The 13,320-nt window shown below is 72.6% G+C and carries 15 protein-coding genes; 8 read left to right on the top strand and 7 right to left on the bottom strand.

From position 1 onward, the window contains the following. Window positions 1–175: 175 nt before the first annotated feature. The 3 genes from ACZ7P3_RS16515 (at window position 176) to ACZ7P3_RS16505 (ending at window position 3,279) form a co-directional block, all read left to right on the top strand. The gene (locus ACZ7P3_RS16515) at window positions 176–1,774 is read left to right on the top strand and encodes an ABC-F family ATP-binding cassette domain-containing protein (protein ID WP_472082132.1); all 1,599 of its coding nucleotides are present in this window, start codon (window positions 176–178) and stop codon (window positions 1,772–1,774) included. Between the two features lie 335 nt (window positions 1,775–2,109). After that, window positions 2,110–2,331: a helix-turn-helix domain-containing protein gene (locus ACZ7P3_RS16510; protein WP_004002281.1), complete on the top strand. Its 222-nt coding sequence runs from the start codon at window positions 2,110–2,112 to the stop codon at window positions 2,329–2,331. A gap of 144 nt (window positions 2,332–2,475) precedes the next feature. After that, window positions 2,476–3,279, top strand: coding sequence for an enoyl-CoA hydratase/isomerase family protein (locus ACZ7P3_RS16505; RefSeq protein ID WP_472082130.1), 804 nt, complete (start codon window positions 2,476–2,478; stop codon window positions 3,277–3,279). Window positions 3,280–3,598: 319 nt separating this feature from the next. Here the strand turns inward: ACZ7P3_RS16505 and ACZ7P3_RS16500 are convergent, their stop codons facing one another. Then, window positions 3,599–4,378 carry an Asp23/Gls24 family envelope stress response protein gene (locus ACZ7P3_RS16500; protein WP_472082128.1) on the bottom strand — a complete coding sequence of 260 codons (780 nt, stop codon included), beginning with the start codon at window positions 4,376–4,378 and terminating at the stop codon, window positions 3,599–3,601. Between the two features lie 87 nt (window positions 4,379–4,465). Here ACZ7P3_RS16500 and ACZ7P3_RS16495 point away from each other — a divergent pair, with 87 nt between their 5' ends. Genes ACZ7P3_RS16495 through amaP form a run of 5 tightly spaced genes read left to right on the top strand, consistent with a single transcriptional unit; the run spans window position 4,466 to window position 6,779 of the window. After that, window positions 4,466–4,936 (top strand): Asp23/Gls24 family envelope stress response protein, encoded by a 471-nt coding sequence (locus tag ACZ7P3_RS16495; protein WP_472082127.1) that lies wholly within the window; start codon window positions 4,466–4,468, stop codon window positions 4,934–4,936. Between the two features lie 46 nt (window positions 4,937–4,982). Next, window positions 4,983–5,177: a hypothetical protein gene (locus ACZ7P3_RS16490; RefSeq protein WP_053654947.1), complete on the top strand. Its 195-nt coding sequence runs from the start codon at window positions 4,983–4,985 to the stop codon at window positions 5,175–5,177. Continuing rightward, window positions 5,174–5,557 carry a hypothetical protein gene (locus ACZ7P3_RS16485; protein ID WP_472082125.1) on the top strand — a complete coding sequence of 128 codons (384 nt, stop codon included), beginning with the start codon at window positions 5,174–5,176 and terminating at the stop codon, window positions 5,555–5,557. The genes ACZ7P3_RS16490 and ACZ7P3_RS16485 overlap by 4 nt, the downstream gene beginning before the upstream one ends. Then, window positions 5,554–6,189, top strand: coding sequence for a DUF6286 domain-containing protein (locus ACZ7P3_RS16480; RefSeq protein ID WP_472082123.1), 636 nt, complete (start codon window positions 5,554–5,556; stop codon window positions 6,187–6,189). Before ACZ7P3_RS16485 ends, ACZ7P3_RS16480 begins: the two co-directional genes overlap by 4 nt. Window positions 6,190–6,194: 5 nt before the next feature. Continuing rightward, a complete protein-coding gene (gene amaP, locus ACZ7P3_RS16475) occupies window positions 6,195–6,779 on the top strand; it encodes an alkaline shock response membrane anchor protein AmaP (RefSeq protein WP_472082121.1) in 585 nt (194 codons plus the stop codon). 382 nt (window positions 6,780–7,161) lie between these two features. On the opposite strand, the gene ACZ7P3_RS16470 is transcribed toward amaP, so the two are convergent. The 6 genes from ACZ7P3_RS16470 to ACZ7P3_RS16445 all read right to left on the bottom strand — a co-directional run bounded on the left by ACZ7P3_RS16470 (window position 7,162) and on the right by ACZ7P3_RS16445 (window position 13,225). After that, window positions 7,162–7,917 (bottom strand): SDR family oxidoreductase, encoded by a 756-nt coding sequence (locus ACZ7P3_RS16470; RefSeq protein WP_472082119.1) that lies wholly within the window; start codon window positions 7,915–7,917, stop codon window positions 7,162–7,164. 5 nt (window positions 7,918–7,922) lie between these two features. After that, window positions 7,923–9,728 carry a glycoside hydrolase family 15 protein gene (locus ACZ7P3_RS16465; protein ID WP_472082117.1) on the bottom strand — a complete coding sequence of 602 codons (1,806 nt, stop codon included), beginning with the start codon at window positions 9,726–9,728 and terminating at the stop codon, window positions 7,923–7,925. Between the two features lie 285 nt (window positions 9,729–10,013). After that, window positions 10,014–10,814, bottom strand: coding sequence for an SURF1 family cytochrome oxidase biogenesis protein (locus ACZ7P3_RS16460; RefSeq protein WP_472082115.1), 801 nt, complete (start codon window positions 10,812–10,814; stop codon window positions 10,014–10,016). Between the two features lie 49 nt (window positions 10,815–10,863). Further along, the gene (locus ACZ7P3_RS16455) at window positions 10,864–11,097 is read right to left on the bottom strand and encodes a hypothetical protein (RefSeq protein WP_404056127.1); all 234 of its coding nucleotides are present in this window, start codon (window positions 11,095–11,097) and stop codon (window positions 10,864–10,866) included. 190 nt (window positions 11,098–11,287) lie between these two features. Next, window positions 11,288–12,274: a DEDDh family exonuclease gene (locus ACZ7P3_RS16450; protein WP_472082113.1), complete on the bottom strand. Its 987-nt coding sequence runs from the start codon at window positions 12,272–12,274 to the stop codon at window positions 11,288–11,290. A gap of 315 nt (window positions 12,275–12,589) precedes the next feature. Continuing rightward, on the bottom strand, window positions 12,590–13,225 hold the full coding sequence (locus ACZ7P3_RS16445; protein ID WP_472082111.1) for a TetR/AcrR family transcriptional regulator: 636 nt from the start codon (window positions 13,223–13,225) through the stop codon (window positions 12,590–12,592). Window positions 13,226–13,320: the final 95 nt, after the last annotated feature.

Genomic DNA, 13,320 nt, shown 5'->3' with positions numbered 1-13,320 from the left:
CGGTCCGGACCGTGGACGCAGGAAAACGGCTTGCACGGCCCCGTTAGACTTGTCTGCATGGCCATTCTCCTCGCGCATTAGACGGCGGGAAAGTCCTCAGCCGCCCATCCCGCCAACCCTCCCCCACTCTCGGCCTCGCTCGAGCGGGGGACCCCCATCGCCCTGGAGTCTGTCCGTGATCTCCGCCTCCGGTATCGAGCTGCGCGCCGGTGCGCGCGTCCTCATCGAGAACGCCACCTTCCGTGTCGCCAAGGGCGACCGCATCGGCCTGGTCGGCCGCAACGGCGCCGGCAAGACCACCCTCACCAAGTGCCTGGCCGGCGAGGGCATCCCGGCCGCGGGCCAGATCGCCCGCTCCGGCGAGGTCGGCTACCTCCCGCAGGACCCCCGCACCGGCGACCTCGACGTCCTCGCCCGCGACCGCGTCCTGTCCGCGCGCGGCCTGGACGTCCTGATCCGCAAGATGCGCGACAACGAACAGCGCATCGCCAACGGCAAGGGCACCACCCGCGAGAAGGCCCTCAAGCAGTACGAGCGCCAGGAGACCGAGTTCCTCACCAAGGGCGGGTACGCCGCCGAGGCCGAGGCCGCCACCATCGCCGCCGCGCTCAACCTGCCCGACCGTGTGCTCGGCCAGCCCCTGCACACGCTCTCCGGCGGTCAGCGCCGCCGTATCGAGCTGGCCCGCATCCTGTTCTCGGACGCCGACACCCTGCTGCTCGACGAGCCGACCAACCACCTCGACGCGGACTCGATCATCTGGCTGCGCGACTACCTGAAGACCTACCGCGGCGGCTTCATCGTGATCTCCCACGACGTCGACCTGGTCGAGACGGTCGTCAACAAGGTGTTCTACCTGGACGCCAACCGCGCCCAGATCGACGTCTACAACATGGGCTGGAAGCTCTACCAGCAGCAGCGCGAGGCCGACGAGAAGCGCCGCAAGCGCGAGCGCGCCAACGCCGAGAAGAAGGCCGCCGCCCTGAACGCGCAGGCCGACAAGATGCGCGCCAAGGCCACCAAGACGGTCGCCGCGCAGAACATGGCCCGCCGCGCGGGCAAGCTCCTCGCCGGCCTGGAGGCCGTGCGCCAGTCCGACAAGGTCGCCAAGCTCCGCTTCCCGGAGCCCGCGTCCTGCGGCAAGACCCCGCTGATGGCCGAGGGCCTGTCGAAGTCGTACGGCTCCCTGGAGATCTTCACCGACGTCGACCTGGCCATCGACAAGGGCTCCCGGGTGGTCATCCTCGGCCTCAACGGCGCCGGCAAGACGACCCTGCTGCGCCTGCTCGGCGGAGTCGAGCAGCCCGACACCGGCGAGGTCGTCCCCGGTCACGGCCTCAAGCTCGGTTACTACGCCCAGGAGCACGAGACCCTGGACCCCGGGCGCACGGTCCTGGAGAACATGCGCTCGGCCGCCCCGGACATGGACCTGGTCGAGGTCCGCAAGGTGCTGGGCTCGTTCCTGTTCTCCGGCGACGACGTCGACAAGCCCGCCGGTGTCCTCTCCGGCGGTGAGAAGACCCGGCTCGCCCTCGCCACCCTGGTCGTCTCCTCGGCGAACGTGCTGCTCCTGGACGAGCCGACCAACAACCTCGACCCGGCCAGCCGCGAGGAGATCCTCGGCGCGCTGCGCACCTACAAGGGCGCGGTGGTCCTCGTCACCCACGACGAGGGCGCCGTCGACGCGCTCCAGCCCGAGCGGATCATCCTGCTGCCGGACGGTGTCGAGGACCTGTGGGGCTCCGACTACGCGGATCTCGTCGCCCTGGCTTGATCGAAAGCCTGATCCACTGCGTATGGATCATTCGGCCGATCCGTGATCCATCATCTGTGTGAGATCTCCTCGTATCGAGGTGTGTCGTACATCGATTTTGCGGCCGATCCTCCGGCCTTCGGGGGGTCGGCCGCTTCGCGTCTCTGACCTGGTGCTTCGCGAATCCACGGGTTCGTCCCCGCCGACGGAACTCGATGGAATTGCGGATTCCGGATGTGGGGATGTGCTCCTGTCGTCACAACGATGTCTCACGGACCTTGCCGAATGGGTGGCCATCACGCCCCGGAGGGGTGATCATGAGGAGACCAGAGCGCACTTCCCATGAGGAGGCACGGGTGGCCGAGACTCTGAAGAAGGGCAGCCGGGTGACCGGCGCCGCGCGCGACAAGCTCGCGGCAGACCTGAAGAAGAAGTACGACTCCGGTGCAAGCATCCGGGCACTGGCCGAGGAAACCGGCCGCTCGTATGGCTTCGTGCACCGGATGCTCAGCGAGTCGGGCGTCACGCTCCGTGGGCGTGGCGGAGCGACCCGGGGCAAGAAGGCCGCTTCGTCCTGACTCCGGGCGGCCCATCGCCTTCGATGGTGGCCACCCGGTCGGTCGGCTGATCGGCCGGGTGGTTACTGTGCAGTCACTTAGCATGCCGTCATGGCACGAGCTGTCACGGCAATGCGTGATGACCGCACTCATCGGAGGCGCCCCATGGCTTCGCCCGACCAGGACCTCGCACCTGTACTCGACAAGGACGGCGTACGGCTCACCGTCGACGACGCGCTCGCCACGGTGACGCTGGCCAACCCGGCCAAACGCAATGTGCAGAGCCCCGCCCTGTGGCGGGCGCTCACCGAGGCCGGCCGGCTGCTGCCGGGCTCCGTCCGTGTCGTCGTGCTGCGCGGCGAGGGCAAGTCCTTCTCCGCCGGGCTGGACCGTCAGATGTTCACCCCGGAGGGGATCCCGGGCGAGCCGACCTTCACCGATCTGGCACGCCGTGACGATGCCGGACTCGATGCGGCCATCGCCGAATTCCAGGAGGCGTTCACCTGGTGGCGGCGGAACGACATCGTGTCCATCGCCGCCGTCCAGGGGCATGCCATCGGAGCCGGGTTCCAGCTCGCGCTCGCCTGCGACCTGCGAGTCGTCGCGGACGACGTGCAGTTCGCCATGCGCGAGACCAGCCTCGGCATCGTCCCCGACCTGACCGGCACACATCCGCTGGTCGCACTGGTCGGGTACGCCCGCGCGCTCGAAATCTGTGTCACCGGGCGCTATGTGCAGGCCCAGGAGGCGGTGGCGTCCGGGCTGGCCAACCTCGCGGTGCCCGCCGGGGAACTCGACGGAGCCGTACAGGACTTGGCCGGCGCGCTGCTGGCTGCGCCGCGGGATGCCGTGGTGGAGACGAAGGCGTTGCTGCGCGGTGCGCAGGAGCGGGACTACGAGGCTCAGCGTGCGGCCGAGCGGGCCGCGCAGGCGCGGCGGCTGAGGGACTTGGCCGGCGTCGGCGAATGAGCCGTCGTCCGGGCAGGCGCGGGCTGCGGGTCGCCGTGGTCCGGTGCGGGGTCGCTGCCGTCCGGTGCCGGTCCCTGACGTTCGGTTGCGGTTGCCGTCGTCCGGTGTCGGTCGCTGCTGTCCGGTGCGGGTCATTGTCGTCCGGTGTCGGTCGCTGCTGTGCGGGTCGCTGCCGTCCGGTGTGGGGTCGCTGTTGCCCGGTGTCGGTCGCTGTCGCCCGGTGCGAGGCGCCGTGGCCGCCCGTCCCCGGCTCTCGGCTTCGCCCGAAACGGGGAACACCCGTCCTCCCGCCGAGCGGCCGCCCACAGCGAGGCGGCGGTCAGTCCACGCTCGTGACCAGTACCGCCACCGTCGGACGGTCCTCCAGCGTGTCCCGTACCGCCGTGCGCACCTGCCTGGCCACGTCCACGGCCCGGTAGCCCGTCCCCACCGTCACCGCCACCTCCACCCGGACGTGCCGGTGGGGCAGCGCCGCTTCGCGCGGGCGTTCCTCGATGTGGACCGCCCGCCGCAGACCGCCCAGTGAGCCGGTCAGCCGGGTCACCCCGGGCACGGAGAGCACGGCGGCCGCCACGCGGGACTCCTCCGGATCCGTGGTCCCGCGCGCCTGCGGCGGCTGCGGCGCGGGCACCTGCGCAGCCGGCCCGTCCGGCTCCAGCAGATCCGTCACCCGCAGGTCCACCTCCGAGACCGTGAGACCCAGCCGCTGCGCCGCGGCCGCCGCCAGGACCTGCCGAAGCCGGACCGCCGTCGCCGGCAGCGGCCCGGCCGCCGTGGCCGCGAAATCCGCCGTCACCCGCAGCGCGCCCGGCGGCAGCGCGCTCGGCGGCAGCGGTACGACCGGCTCCTGGACGTCCTCCGGGTCGGCGAGCGCGATCCGCAGCGCGCCCAGCCGCACCTCCGGCACGCCGGCCGCCGCGCGGCCCAGCACCGCACCGGCCGCCTCCTCCGCGATCCACGCTCCGTCGCGCGCGCCACCGAGCGGCAGGAGCCTGCCCAGCCTCAGCTGCTGCCGCACCGTCCGCCCGTCGCCCACCACCGCCCCGTCCGAAGGCGCTGCGCGCCGCCCTCTTCCCTCGGTCCACCGGTCCGCCGTCATTCCTCCAGCCTGCCGCACATCCGGCGCGCAACCGGGCAACCTTGCTTACGGTGGTCGGAGGAAGACGACCGAAAGGGACGTACGGTGATGACTGAGACAACGACGACCCCAGACGGTGACAACGAACCCCAGGTGTCGACCCGCAGGACCACCAGGCGCGGCGGCGGGGACCCGGCGGCCCGGGGACGGACGACCATCGCCGACGGGGTCGTGGAGAAGATCGCCGGGCTGGCCGCCCGGGACGTCCTCGGCGTACACGCCATGGGCAGCGGAATCTCCCGCACCCTCGGAGCCGTGCGCGACCGGGTGCCGGGCGGCTCGAAGTCGGTGACCCGGGGGGTGAAGGCCGAGGTCGGCGAGGTCCAGACGGCGCTCGACCTGGAGATCGTCGTGGACTACGGCGTGTCCATCGCCGACGTCGCCCGCGCGGTACGGGAGAACGTGATCGCCGCCGTGGAACGCATGACCGGACTGGAGGTCGTCGAGGTCAACATCGCCGTGAGCGACGTCAAGCTGCCCGATGAGGAGGAAGAGGAGCCGGAGCCACGGATCCAGTGAGGCGCCGTGGCGCACGACACCTGTCCGACGAGCTGAGGAGCGCTGCATGAGCATGGCCGTGGTCGGCATGATCGCCGGAATGGCGCTGGGATTCGCCGGGTACTTCGGCGGGTTCGGAGCCTTCCTGCTGGTGGCGGCGCTGGGAGCCATCGGATTCGTCGTCGGCCGGTTCGCGGAGGGCGACCTGGAACTCGGCGACTTCTTCCGTACCCGCGACGACCGGCGCGACCGGCGGCGGTGACCGCCGTGAACGCGGAGACCGGCACGGCACGCCCGCCGCTGGGGCGGGTGGCGCCGGGTGAGCGCGGCGCGACCCGGATCGCCGACCGGGTGGTGGCGAAGATCGCCGCGCAGGCCGCACGCGAGGCGCTGGCCCCGCTGCCCGCGGGCGCCGCGGCCCCGCACGCCACCGTCGTCGTGCACCAGGAGACGGCCCGGGTCCGTGTCCACCTCGAACTCGGCTACCCCTGCGACATCGGCAGCCGCTGCGCCGCCGTGCGTCGCCACGTCGTGGAGCGGGTAGGCGCGTTGGTGAGCATGCAGGTGCCGGAGGTCGCCGTCCAGGTCGAGCGGCTGCACCTGGCACCGGCACCCGGCGCGCCACACGGGAGGACGCGATGAGCGAGCCCCGGCCACCCGAAGACACCACCCGGCGACTGCCGGTTGTGCTCGACAAGACCCCCGAGGCCCCGCCGTCCCCGCTCCCCGCGGGCAGCGGCCGCTTCTGGTCGGCGCGCCGCGTCCCGGCGGGCATCGTCGCCCTGCTCCTGCTGGTCGGCGCGGGCGTCCTGCTGTACGACGTCTGCGCCGTGCGCGCCCACCGCCCCGCGATGCACTGGCGCCGCGCACTGGCCCGGCAGCTCGCCGAACGGCCGCTGGACGACCCGTGGGTGCTGGCCGGAGCGGGCCTCGCCGCCGCCGTCGGCCTGTGGCTGATCGTGCTCGCCGTCACGCCCGGCCTGCGGCGGCTGCTGCCCATGCGCCGCCCGCACCCCGAGGTCCGCGCCGGACTCCGGCGCGAGGCGGCCGCGTCGGTGCTGCGCGACCGTGCCATGGACGTCTCCGGCGTACGGACGGTACGGGTGCGGATGCGCCGCAAGAAGGCAGACGTCCGCGCGGTGTCGCACTTCCGCGACCTGGACGAGGTGCGCGCCGACCTGGACGCGGTGCTGGGCGACGCGGTCCGGGGGCTCGGGCTGGCCCGGCCGCCCGCGCTGTCGGTCGACGTCCGGCGGCCGGGACGGAAGGGGTGAGGCGGATGCGCAGGGGTGCCGTCAACCGCGTCCTGATCGGACTGGTGGGCCTGCTGCTGCTCGCCCTGGGCGGCTCGGTGCTGGCCGTGGGCCTCGGCGTACCGCCGCCGCACTGGTGGATCCACTCCGGCCCGCACGACGTCCTGCTCAGCCGCGCCGAGCGGACGCGCTGGCGGGACACCGGCTGGTGGTGGCCGGCGGTCATCGCTGCCCTGGCCGTCCTCGTCCTGCTCGCCCTGTGGTGGCTCACCGCCGTTCTGCGCAGGCGCCGCCTGAGCGAGGTCCTGGTCGACACCGGCGACGGCGAGGGCGCCCTGCTGCGGGGCAGGACCCTGGAGTCCGTCCTGGCCGCGGACGCCGCCCGGCAGGAGGGCGTGGCCGACACGGAGACGCTCCTGACGGGCCGCCGCCGCACGGCACCCGAGGCCCGGGTCCGGCTCCGGCTGGAGCCCCATGCGGACCCCGGCCTCGCGCTGAGCGACTTCACGGCCCGGGCACTGACCCATGCCCGGGAGTCGGCCGGCCTGGCGTCCCTGCCGGCGGAGGTACGGCTGGCGGCGGTCAAACACCGCGCGGAAAGGGTGAGTTGACGTCACCTCGGGGTCGCGGTCGCGGACCACGGACGGGGCACCGGCACGGCGATACGCTGAAGTCGTCGGCCTGGGACACCGGGGCATGCCGCCGACGCAACGCGGCCACGACGGTCGGTGGTGCCGCGGCCACGACGGTCGGTGGTGCCGCGGCCACGACGATCGGTCGTCCCGTGGCCGCAATGGTCCGTCGTCCCGTGGCCGCAATGGTCCGTCATGACGTGGCCACAACGGTCCGTCGTCCCGCGGCCACACGGTCCGTCATGACGCGGCCGCCGGGTCGGCGGGAACGGGGCCCGTGCCGGTCGGCCACCTGTCCGGTGACCGTGGCCCGCCCCGAACTCCGCCCGTACGCAACCGGCTCAGGGGCTGGAGGACGAGCTCAGAACCCGTGCCGCATCCCCCCGTCCACCGGCACCATGATCCCCGTCAGATAGGACGCGGCCGGAGAGAGCAGAAACGCCGCGACCCGGCCGAACTCCTCGGGCGCCCCGTACCTGCGCAGTGGAATGCGCGACTCGTTGGCCGCCCGGGTGGCCTCGGGATCCGCGGACAGCGCGTCCAGCTCCCGCACCCGGTCCGTGTCGATTCGCGCCGGCAGCAGCCCCACGACCCGGATCCCGCGCGGTCCCAGCTCGTCGGCGATCGACTTGGCGAACCCGGCGAGGCCCGGCCGCAGCCCGTTGGAGATCGTCAGCGCGGGGATCGGCTCGTGCACCGAGCCGGACAGCACGAACCCGATGACCCCGCCCGGCTCCAGCTCGGCCGCGGCGGCGCGGGCGAACCGCACCGCGCCGAGGAACACCGACTCGAACGCGTCCCGCCACTGCTCGTCCGTGTTGTCGGCGAGGAACCCCGGCGGCGGGCCCCCGACGCTGACGAGAACGCCGTGGAAGCCGCCGAAGTGCTCCCGGGCGGCCGCGATGAGCCTCTCGGGCGCGCCCGCGTCCGCGTTGTCGACGGCCATGCCGACCGCGTTCGGGCCCAGTTCGGCGGCCGCGTCGGCGACCCGCTTCTCGTCCCGGCCGGTGATGACCACCTTCGCCCCGTCGGCCACCAGCTCCCGCGCCGAGGCGTTGCCCAGCCCGCGGGTGGCGCCGGTGACGATGTACACCCGGTCCTTCAGTCCAAGATCCATGGCCCCTATCCTGCCCTCCGCCCGGCTGTTGGCGTCGCTCGGCTGCCGAAGAGGGTGAGGGCGGTGTTCACCAGCGCGATGTGGCTGAACGCCTGCGGGTAGTTGCCCACCTGGCGGCCCAGTCCGGGGTCGTACTCCTCGGCCAGCAGCCCCACGTCGTTGGTCAGGCTCACCAGTCGGCCGAACAGCTCCCGGGCCTCGTCCGTGCGGCCCGTCATGTGCAGGGCGTCCGCGAGCCAGAACGAGCAGGCGAGGAAGGCGCCTTCACCGCCCGGCATTCCGTCCACGCCGACGGCGTCGGTGTCGTAGCGGCGCACGAAGCCGCCGTGGCCCAGGTCCGCGCGGATCGCGTCGACCGTGCCGATCACGCGCGGATCGTCGGGCGGCAGGAAGCCGACGCGGGGGATCAGCAGCAGGGCGGCGTCCAGCTCGCGCGAGCCGTAGTACTGGGTGAAGGTCCTGCGCCGCGGGTCGTAGCCCTTCTCGCACACCTCCCGGTGCACCTCGTCGCGCATCGCCCGCCAGCCCGCGAGGTCGCCCTTGAGCTCGTGGTGCTGCTCCAGCGTCCGCACGGCGCGGTCGGCGGCCACCCACACCATCACCTTGGAGTGCACGAACTGGCGTCGGCCGCCGCGCACCTCCCACAGGCCCTCGTCGGGCTGTTTCCACGCCGACCGCAGGAACGACATCAGCGCGCACTGAATCGACCACATGTGCGGCTTGGTGGGCAGTCCCGCGCTGCGCGACAGCGACAGCGAGTCCATGACCTCGCCGTACACGTCCAGCTGGAGCTGGTCGACGGCGCCGTTGCCGACGCGTACGGGTGCGGACTCGGCGAAGCCGGTCAGCCAGGGCAGCTCCCACTCCGGCAGCCGTCGCTCGCCCGCGAGCCCGTACATGATCTGGAGGTCGGCGGGGTCGCCCGCCACCGCGCGCAGCAGCCAGTCGCGCCAGGCCTCGGCCTCCCGGTGATAGCCGGCGGCGAGCAGGGCGCCGAGGGTGAGGGTGGAGTCGCGCAGCCAGCAGTAGCGGTAGTCCCAGTTGCGCACGCCGCCCATCTCCTCGGGCAGCGAGGTGGTGGCCGCGGCGACGATCCCGCCCGTCGGGGCGTAGGTGAGGGCCTTGAGCGTGATCAGGGACCGTACGACGGCGTCCCGGTACGGCCCGTCGTACCGGCAGTGGGACGCCCAGCGCCGCCAGTCCCGGACGCTGGCGCTCAGCGCCTGAGCGGGGTCGACGAGCGGCGGGCGCGGCTCGTGCGAGGGGTGCCAGGTGAGCACGAACGCGATCCGCTCGCCCTCGGCGACGGTGAACTCCGCGTGGGTGCTGAAGTCCTCGCCCCACATGTGCACATGGGGCTCGGTGCGCAGCCACACCGAGTCCGGGCCGGCGACGGCCACCCGATGGCCCTCGGAGCGGCGCATCCACGGAACGACGGATCCGTAGTCGAAGCGCAGCCGGAGTGTGCTGCGGACGGTGACGCGCCCGCTGACCCCCTCCACGATGCGTACGACGTCGGGGGCGCGGTCGCGCTGCGGCATCAGGTCGGTGACGCGCACCGTGCCGTCGGCGGTCTCCCACTCGGTGTCGAGGACGAGGGTGTCGGGCCGGTAGCCGCGACGCGTGCAGGTGTCCGCCCCATTCGGCGCGATCCTCCAGTAGCCGTTGTCCTCGTCGCCCAGGAGCCGGGCGAAACAGGCACCGGAGTCGAAGCGGGGCAGGCACAGCCAGTCGATCGAGCCGTCCCTGCCGATCAGTGCCGTGGTCTGTTCGTCGCCGATGAGGGCGTAGTCCTCGATGCGCGCGTTCACGGGATGCGGTTTCCCGGCCGGCCTGGGGGCCAATCAGGTGGTGCGCCGGGGGAGTGACGATCGTCCGGGGGCGCCGAGGAGTGACGATCGTCCGGAGGTGCCGGCGGAGGTGCCGGAGAGTGACGCTCCCTGAAGGCGACTGGTCGGCCTGGCCGGGGCCCATGGTCCGGGGATCACGGACCGAGACTCACAGACCGGGACTCACGGACCAAGGCTCACGGGCCGAGACTCGCAGACCGGGACTCACGGACCAAGGCTCACGGACCAAGGCTCACGGATCCGGGCTCACACCGTGGCCGGCGCCGTCTCCTCCGTCTCCTCCGGCTCCTGCGCGGCCGCTTCGCGGTCGCGGATCTCGCGCCGGACCAGGGACCACCAGCCCACCGGGACGCCCGCGGCGAACAGCCACCACTGGATCATGTACGCGTAGTTCAGCGGGGCGTCCTCGCTGCCCGGGTCGGAGATCTGCTCCGGGGAGCCGTTCCTGGGCTCGGGGGCCGTCTGCTCGACGTAGCCGCCGAGCACCTTCGCGCCGAGCCGCCGGGCCTCCTCCGCGCTGTTGATCAGCATGATCTGGCGGGCCGGCAGGCCCTTGACGTTCTTGATGCCGCTCGCCGCGGTGGTCTCGTCCGCCTTCAGTCGCCCGGTGATCGTGGTCCGGCCGGCCGGCGGTGCGGGGATCTTGGGGAAGGCGGTCTGCACGCCGTTGGCCGGGATCCAGCCGCGGTTGACCAGCAGCACCTTGCCGTCGGTGAGGACGAACGGGGTCAGGACGTGGAAGCCGACCTCGTCGTCGGAGTTGGTCCGGCGCCGGACCACCACTTCCCGGGAGGTGTCGAAGGTGCCGGTCGCGGTGACCGTGCGGTACTTCTCGGTGCGGGTCACGGCGTGACCGGGGGAAGCAAGCCGCTCCACGGGGACCGGCTTGGCGTGCAGCGCCTGGGAGACGAGGTCGTTGCGGGCGGTGCGTTCCTCGTACCGGTGCTGCTGCCAGAAGCCGAGCCTGATCATCGTCGGGATCAGCGCGATCGCCACGAGGGTGAGGATCACCCACTGGGGGGTCAGCAGGAAGCGGTAGCGGTGCACCCCACGACGTTACCTCTGGGCCGTGGGGTGCCTTCAGTCGGGTACCGCGTCACACCCGGTCCACCACCCCCGTCTTCCCGTCCTGGCGGGCGCAGTGGGCGCCGCAGTACCAGTTGCCCTCCGCCTCCACGCCCTGCCCGATGATCTGCACCCGGCAGTGCTCGCAGATGGGAGCCATGCGGTGGATCGCACAGGAGAAGCAATCGAACACATGTACTGCGCCCTGGGCGTGGACCTCGAAGGTCATTCCGTAGTCATTGCCGCATACTTCGCATGTCGCCATGCGGCACAGAGTGAGCCGTCGCCGACGCCCGGGCGAGCGGGCGCCGGGCGAGTCGTGGGGAATCACCCATCCGTACGGTCACCCGCCTGTACGGTCGTCCGCTTGTACGGTCACCCGCCTGTAGGGGCAGTCGCCCGTGCCGTCACCCGTGGGTGCTGCCGTCCGCCGGCGCCGTCACCCGGCCGTGCCGTCACCCGTCGGCGGCCTCGACGTCCCGCAGCAGCTGGCCGAAGGCGGCCTCGTCGACGACCGGCGTGCCGAACTGCCGCGCCTTGACCACCTTCGAGGTGCCCGAGTCGGGGTCGTTGGTGACCAGCAGGCTGGTCAGCCGGGACAGGCTCGTCGCCACATGCAGTCCGGCCTCGGTCGCCCGGTCCTCCAGCAGCTCCCGTTCGGTGGAGGTGTCCCCGGAGAACGCCACCCGCATGCCCTGTTTGAGGCTTTTGCCGTCTTCGTACCGTCCCGGGTTGGGGTAGGGACAGGCGGGCCGCTTCCGGGACGGGCGCCAGCCGGACACCCCGTGACCGCCGTAGCCGCCGCTCGCCTGCCGGCCGATCCGGGGCGTCTCCGACCACTCCGTCAGCGGCCGGCACTCCAGCAGCGGCAGCCGTACGCCGCCCGCCGCCGCGGCCCGCAGGCTCGGCCGGAACGCCTCGGCGAGCACGCGCGCGTCGTCCAGTGCGTGGTGGGCCCGCTGCTGCACCACCCCGAAGTGCGCCGCCAGCGACTCCAGCTTGAAGTTGGGCAGCGGCAGCCCCAGCTCCTTCGACAGCGCGATGGTGCACAGCCGCTGTCGCACCGGCGCCTCGCGCTGTGTGCGCGCGTACTCGCGCGCGATCATCTGCCAGTCGAAGACCGCGTTGTGCGCGACCAGCACCCGGCCGTCGAGGCGGGCGGCGAACTCCTCGGCCACGTCCGCGAAGAGCGGCGCCCCCTCCAGCACCTCGCTCGTCAGACCGTGTATCCATACGGGGCCCGGATCGCGCTCCGGGTTGACCAGCGTGTACCAGTGGTCCTCGACCTCGCCGCGCGTGTCCAGCCGGTAGACGGCCGCGGAGATGATCCGGTCGTCCCGGGCAAGGCCGGTGGTCTCCACGTCAACGACCGCGTATCCCTTCGGATACGCGGCCGGCCACTGGGTGGGGGAGGACACTGCGGTCGCACGGTCTTCGAGCATGGTCATTGAGGATACGGGCCACGACCGACAGTGCTGTCCCTCAGGGGCCGACCCCGCCCCCGCCGCCCGCGCTCCCGCTCGGCCACCGCACACGCGTGCGTGCCCGCGAACCGCGGGTGAGTGTGCGTCCGTGAGCCGCGCGCGAGTTGCGTGTCCGTGAGCCGCGCATGCGTGCCGCCCGTGAACCGCACGCGCGTGCGTGCCCGTCATGCGGCCGACCCGCAGGGCGGTTCGGGCGGCCGGGCGGCCGTCGGCTTCCTCGAAGGGGGGCTGATGGAGCCGAGGGCGACCGGCGCCGCGCACCTCGGCCGTGCGTCACGTTCCGTGCGGAGCGAGCAGCGCTCCCACCAGCGCCCGTACGGAGGTGACGAACAGTCGCTCCGTGTCCACGGGCCGGGCCAGCGCGCGGGCCAGCGCGGGGTCGTCGTCGGCGGTCCCGGCGGTCCCCGCGCTCCAGAGCTCCTCCTCGTCCGGACTCTGCACCGGGGCGCGCTCGCGGTTGCGCTCGACCAGTACGTGGCCGACGACCTGGAACTGCACGGCCCGTACGAACGCGGCGGCCCGGGCGCCGCGCAGCCCCGCCGTGTGCGCCTCGCGCACCAGCGCCTGCTGGGCGGGCAGGAACATCCGCTCGGTCAGGCCGCGCTCGTGCACCAGGGCCACCAGGTGCGGATGGTCGCGCAGCTGCCGGCGCAGCGCACGGGCGACCGAGACCACCCGCTGTTCGGGTGTGCGGCCGCAAGGGCGGATCTCGCCCAGGCCGGCCATGGTCCGCTCCACCAGGGCGTCCAGGAGGGCCTCACGGCCGCCGACGTGCCAGTAGATCGAGGTGACGGCGGTGCCCAGTCCGGCGGCGAGCCTGCGCATGGTCAGCGCGTCCGGGCCGTGCCGGCGCACCAGCTCGGCAGCGGCCTCCAGGACGTCCTCCCGGCTGAGCGTCCCTCTCGGCATGATTCCCCCGTTCTCGTCGGTGCACGCGTATTTACCCCGCACGCAGTCTGCTGTAACTGTGTTACAGATGACGGTCCGTCAGAAGAAGGGCGGTA

The sequence above is a fragment of the Streptomyces sp. NPDC107581 genome (assembly GCF_055657175.1).
This window is presented reverse-complemented; position numbering and strand designations above follow the sequence as displayed.

Excerpts from the sequence above, each read along its gene's own strand:
- ACZ7P3_RS16505 (WP_472082130.1), top strand. The coding sequence starts at position 2,476 with ATGGCTTCGCCCGACCAGGACCTCGCACCTGTACTCGACAAGGACGGC.
- ACZ7P3_RS16500 (WP_472082128.1), bottom strand. The coding sequence starts at position 4,378 with ATGACGGCGGACCGGTGGACCGAGGGAAGAGGGCGGCGCGCAGCGCCT.
- ACZ7P3_RS16495 (WP_472082127.1), top strand. The coding sequence starts at position 4,466 with ATGACTGAGACAACGACGACCCCAGACGGTGACAACGAACCCCAGGTG.
- ACZ7P3_RS16490 (WP_053654947.1), top strand. The coding sequence starts at position 4,983 with ATGAGCATGGCCGTGGTCGGCATGATCGCCGGAATGGCGCTGGGATTC.
- ACZ7P3_RS16480 (WP_472082123.1), top strand. The coding sequence starts at position 5,554 with ATGAGCGAGCCCCGGCCACCCGAAGACACCACCCGGCGACTGCCGGTT.
- amaP (WP_472082121.1), top strand. The coding sequence starts at position 6,195 with ATGCGCAGGGGTGCCGTCAACCGCGTCCTGATCGGACTGGTGGGCCTG.
- ACZ7P3_RS16470 (WP_472082119.1), bottom strand. The coding sequence starts at position 7,917 with ATGGATCTTGGACTGAAGGACCGGGTGTACATCGTCACCGGCGCCACC.
- ACZ7P3_RS16455 (WP_404056127.1), bottom strand. The coding sequence starts at position 11,097 with ATGGCGACATGCGAAGTATGCGGCAATGACTACGGAATGACCTTCGAG.
- ACZ7P3_RS16450 (WP_472082113.1), bottom strand. The coding sequence starts at position 12,274 with ATGCTCGAAGACCGTGCGACCGCAGTGTCCTCCCCCACCCAGTGGCCG.
- ACZ7P3_RS16445 (WP_472082111.1), bottom strand. The coding sequence starts at position 13,225 with ATGCCGAGAGGGACGCTCAGCCGGGAGGACGTCCTGGAGGCCGCTGCC.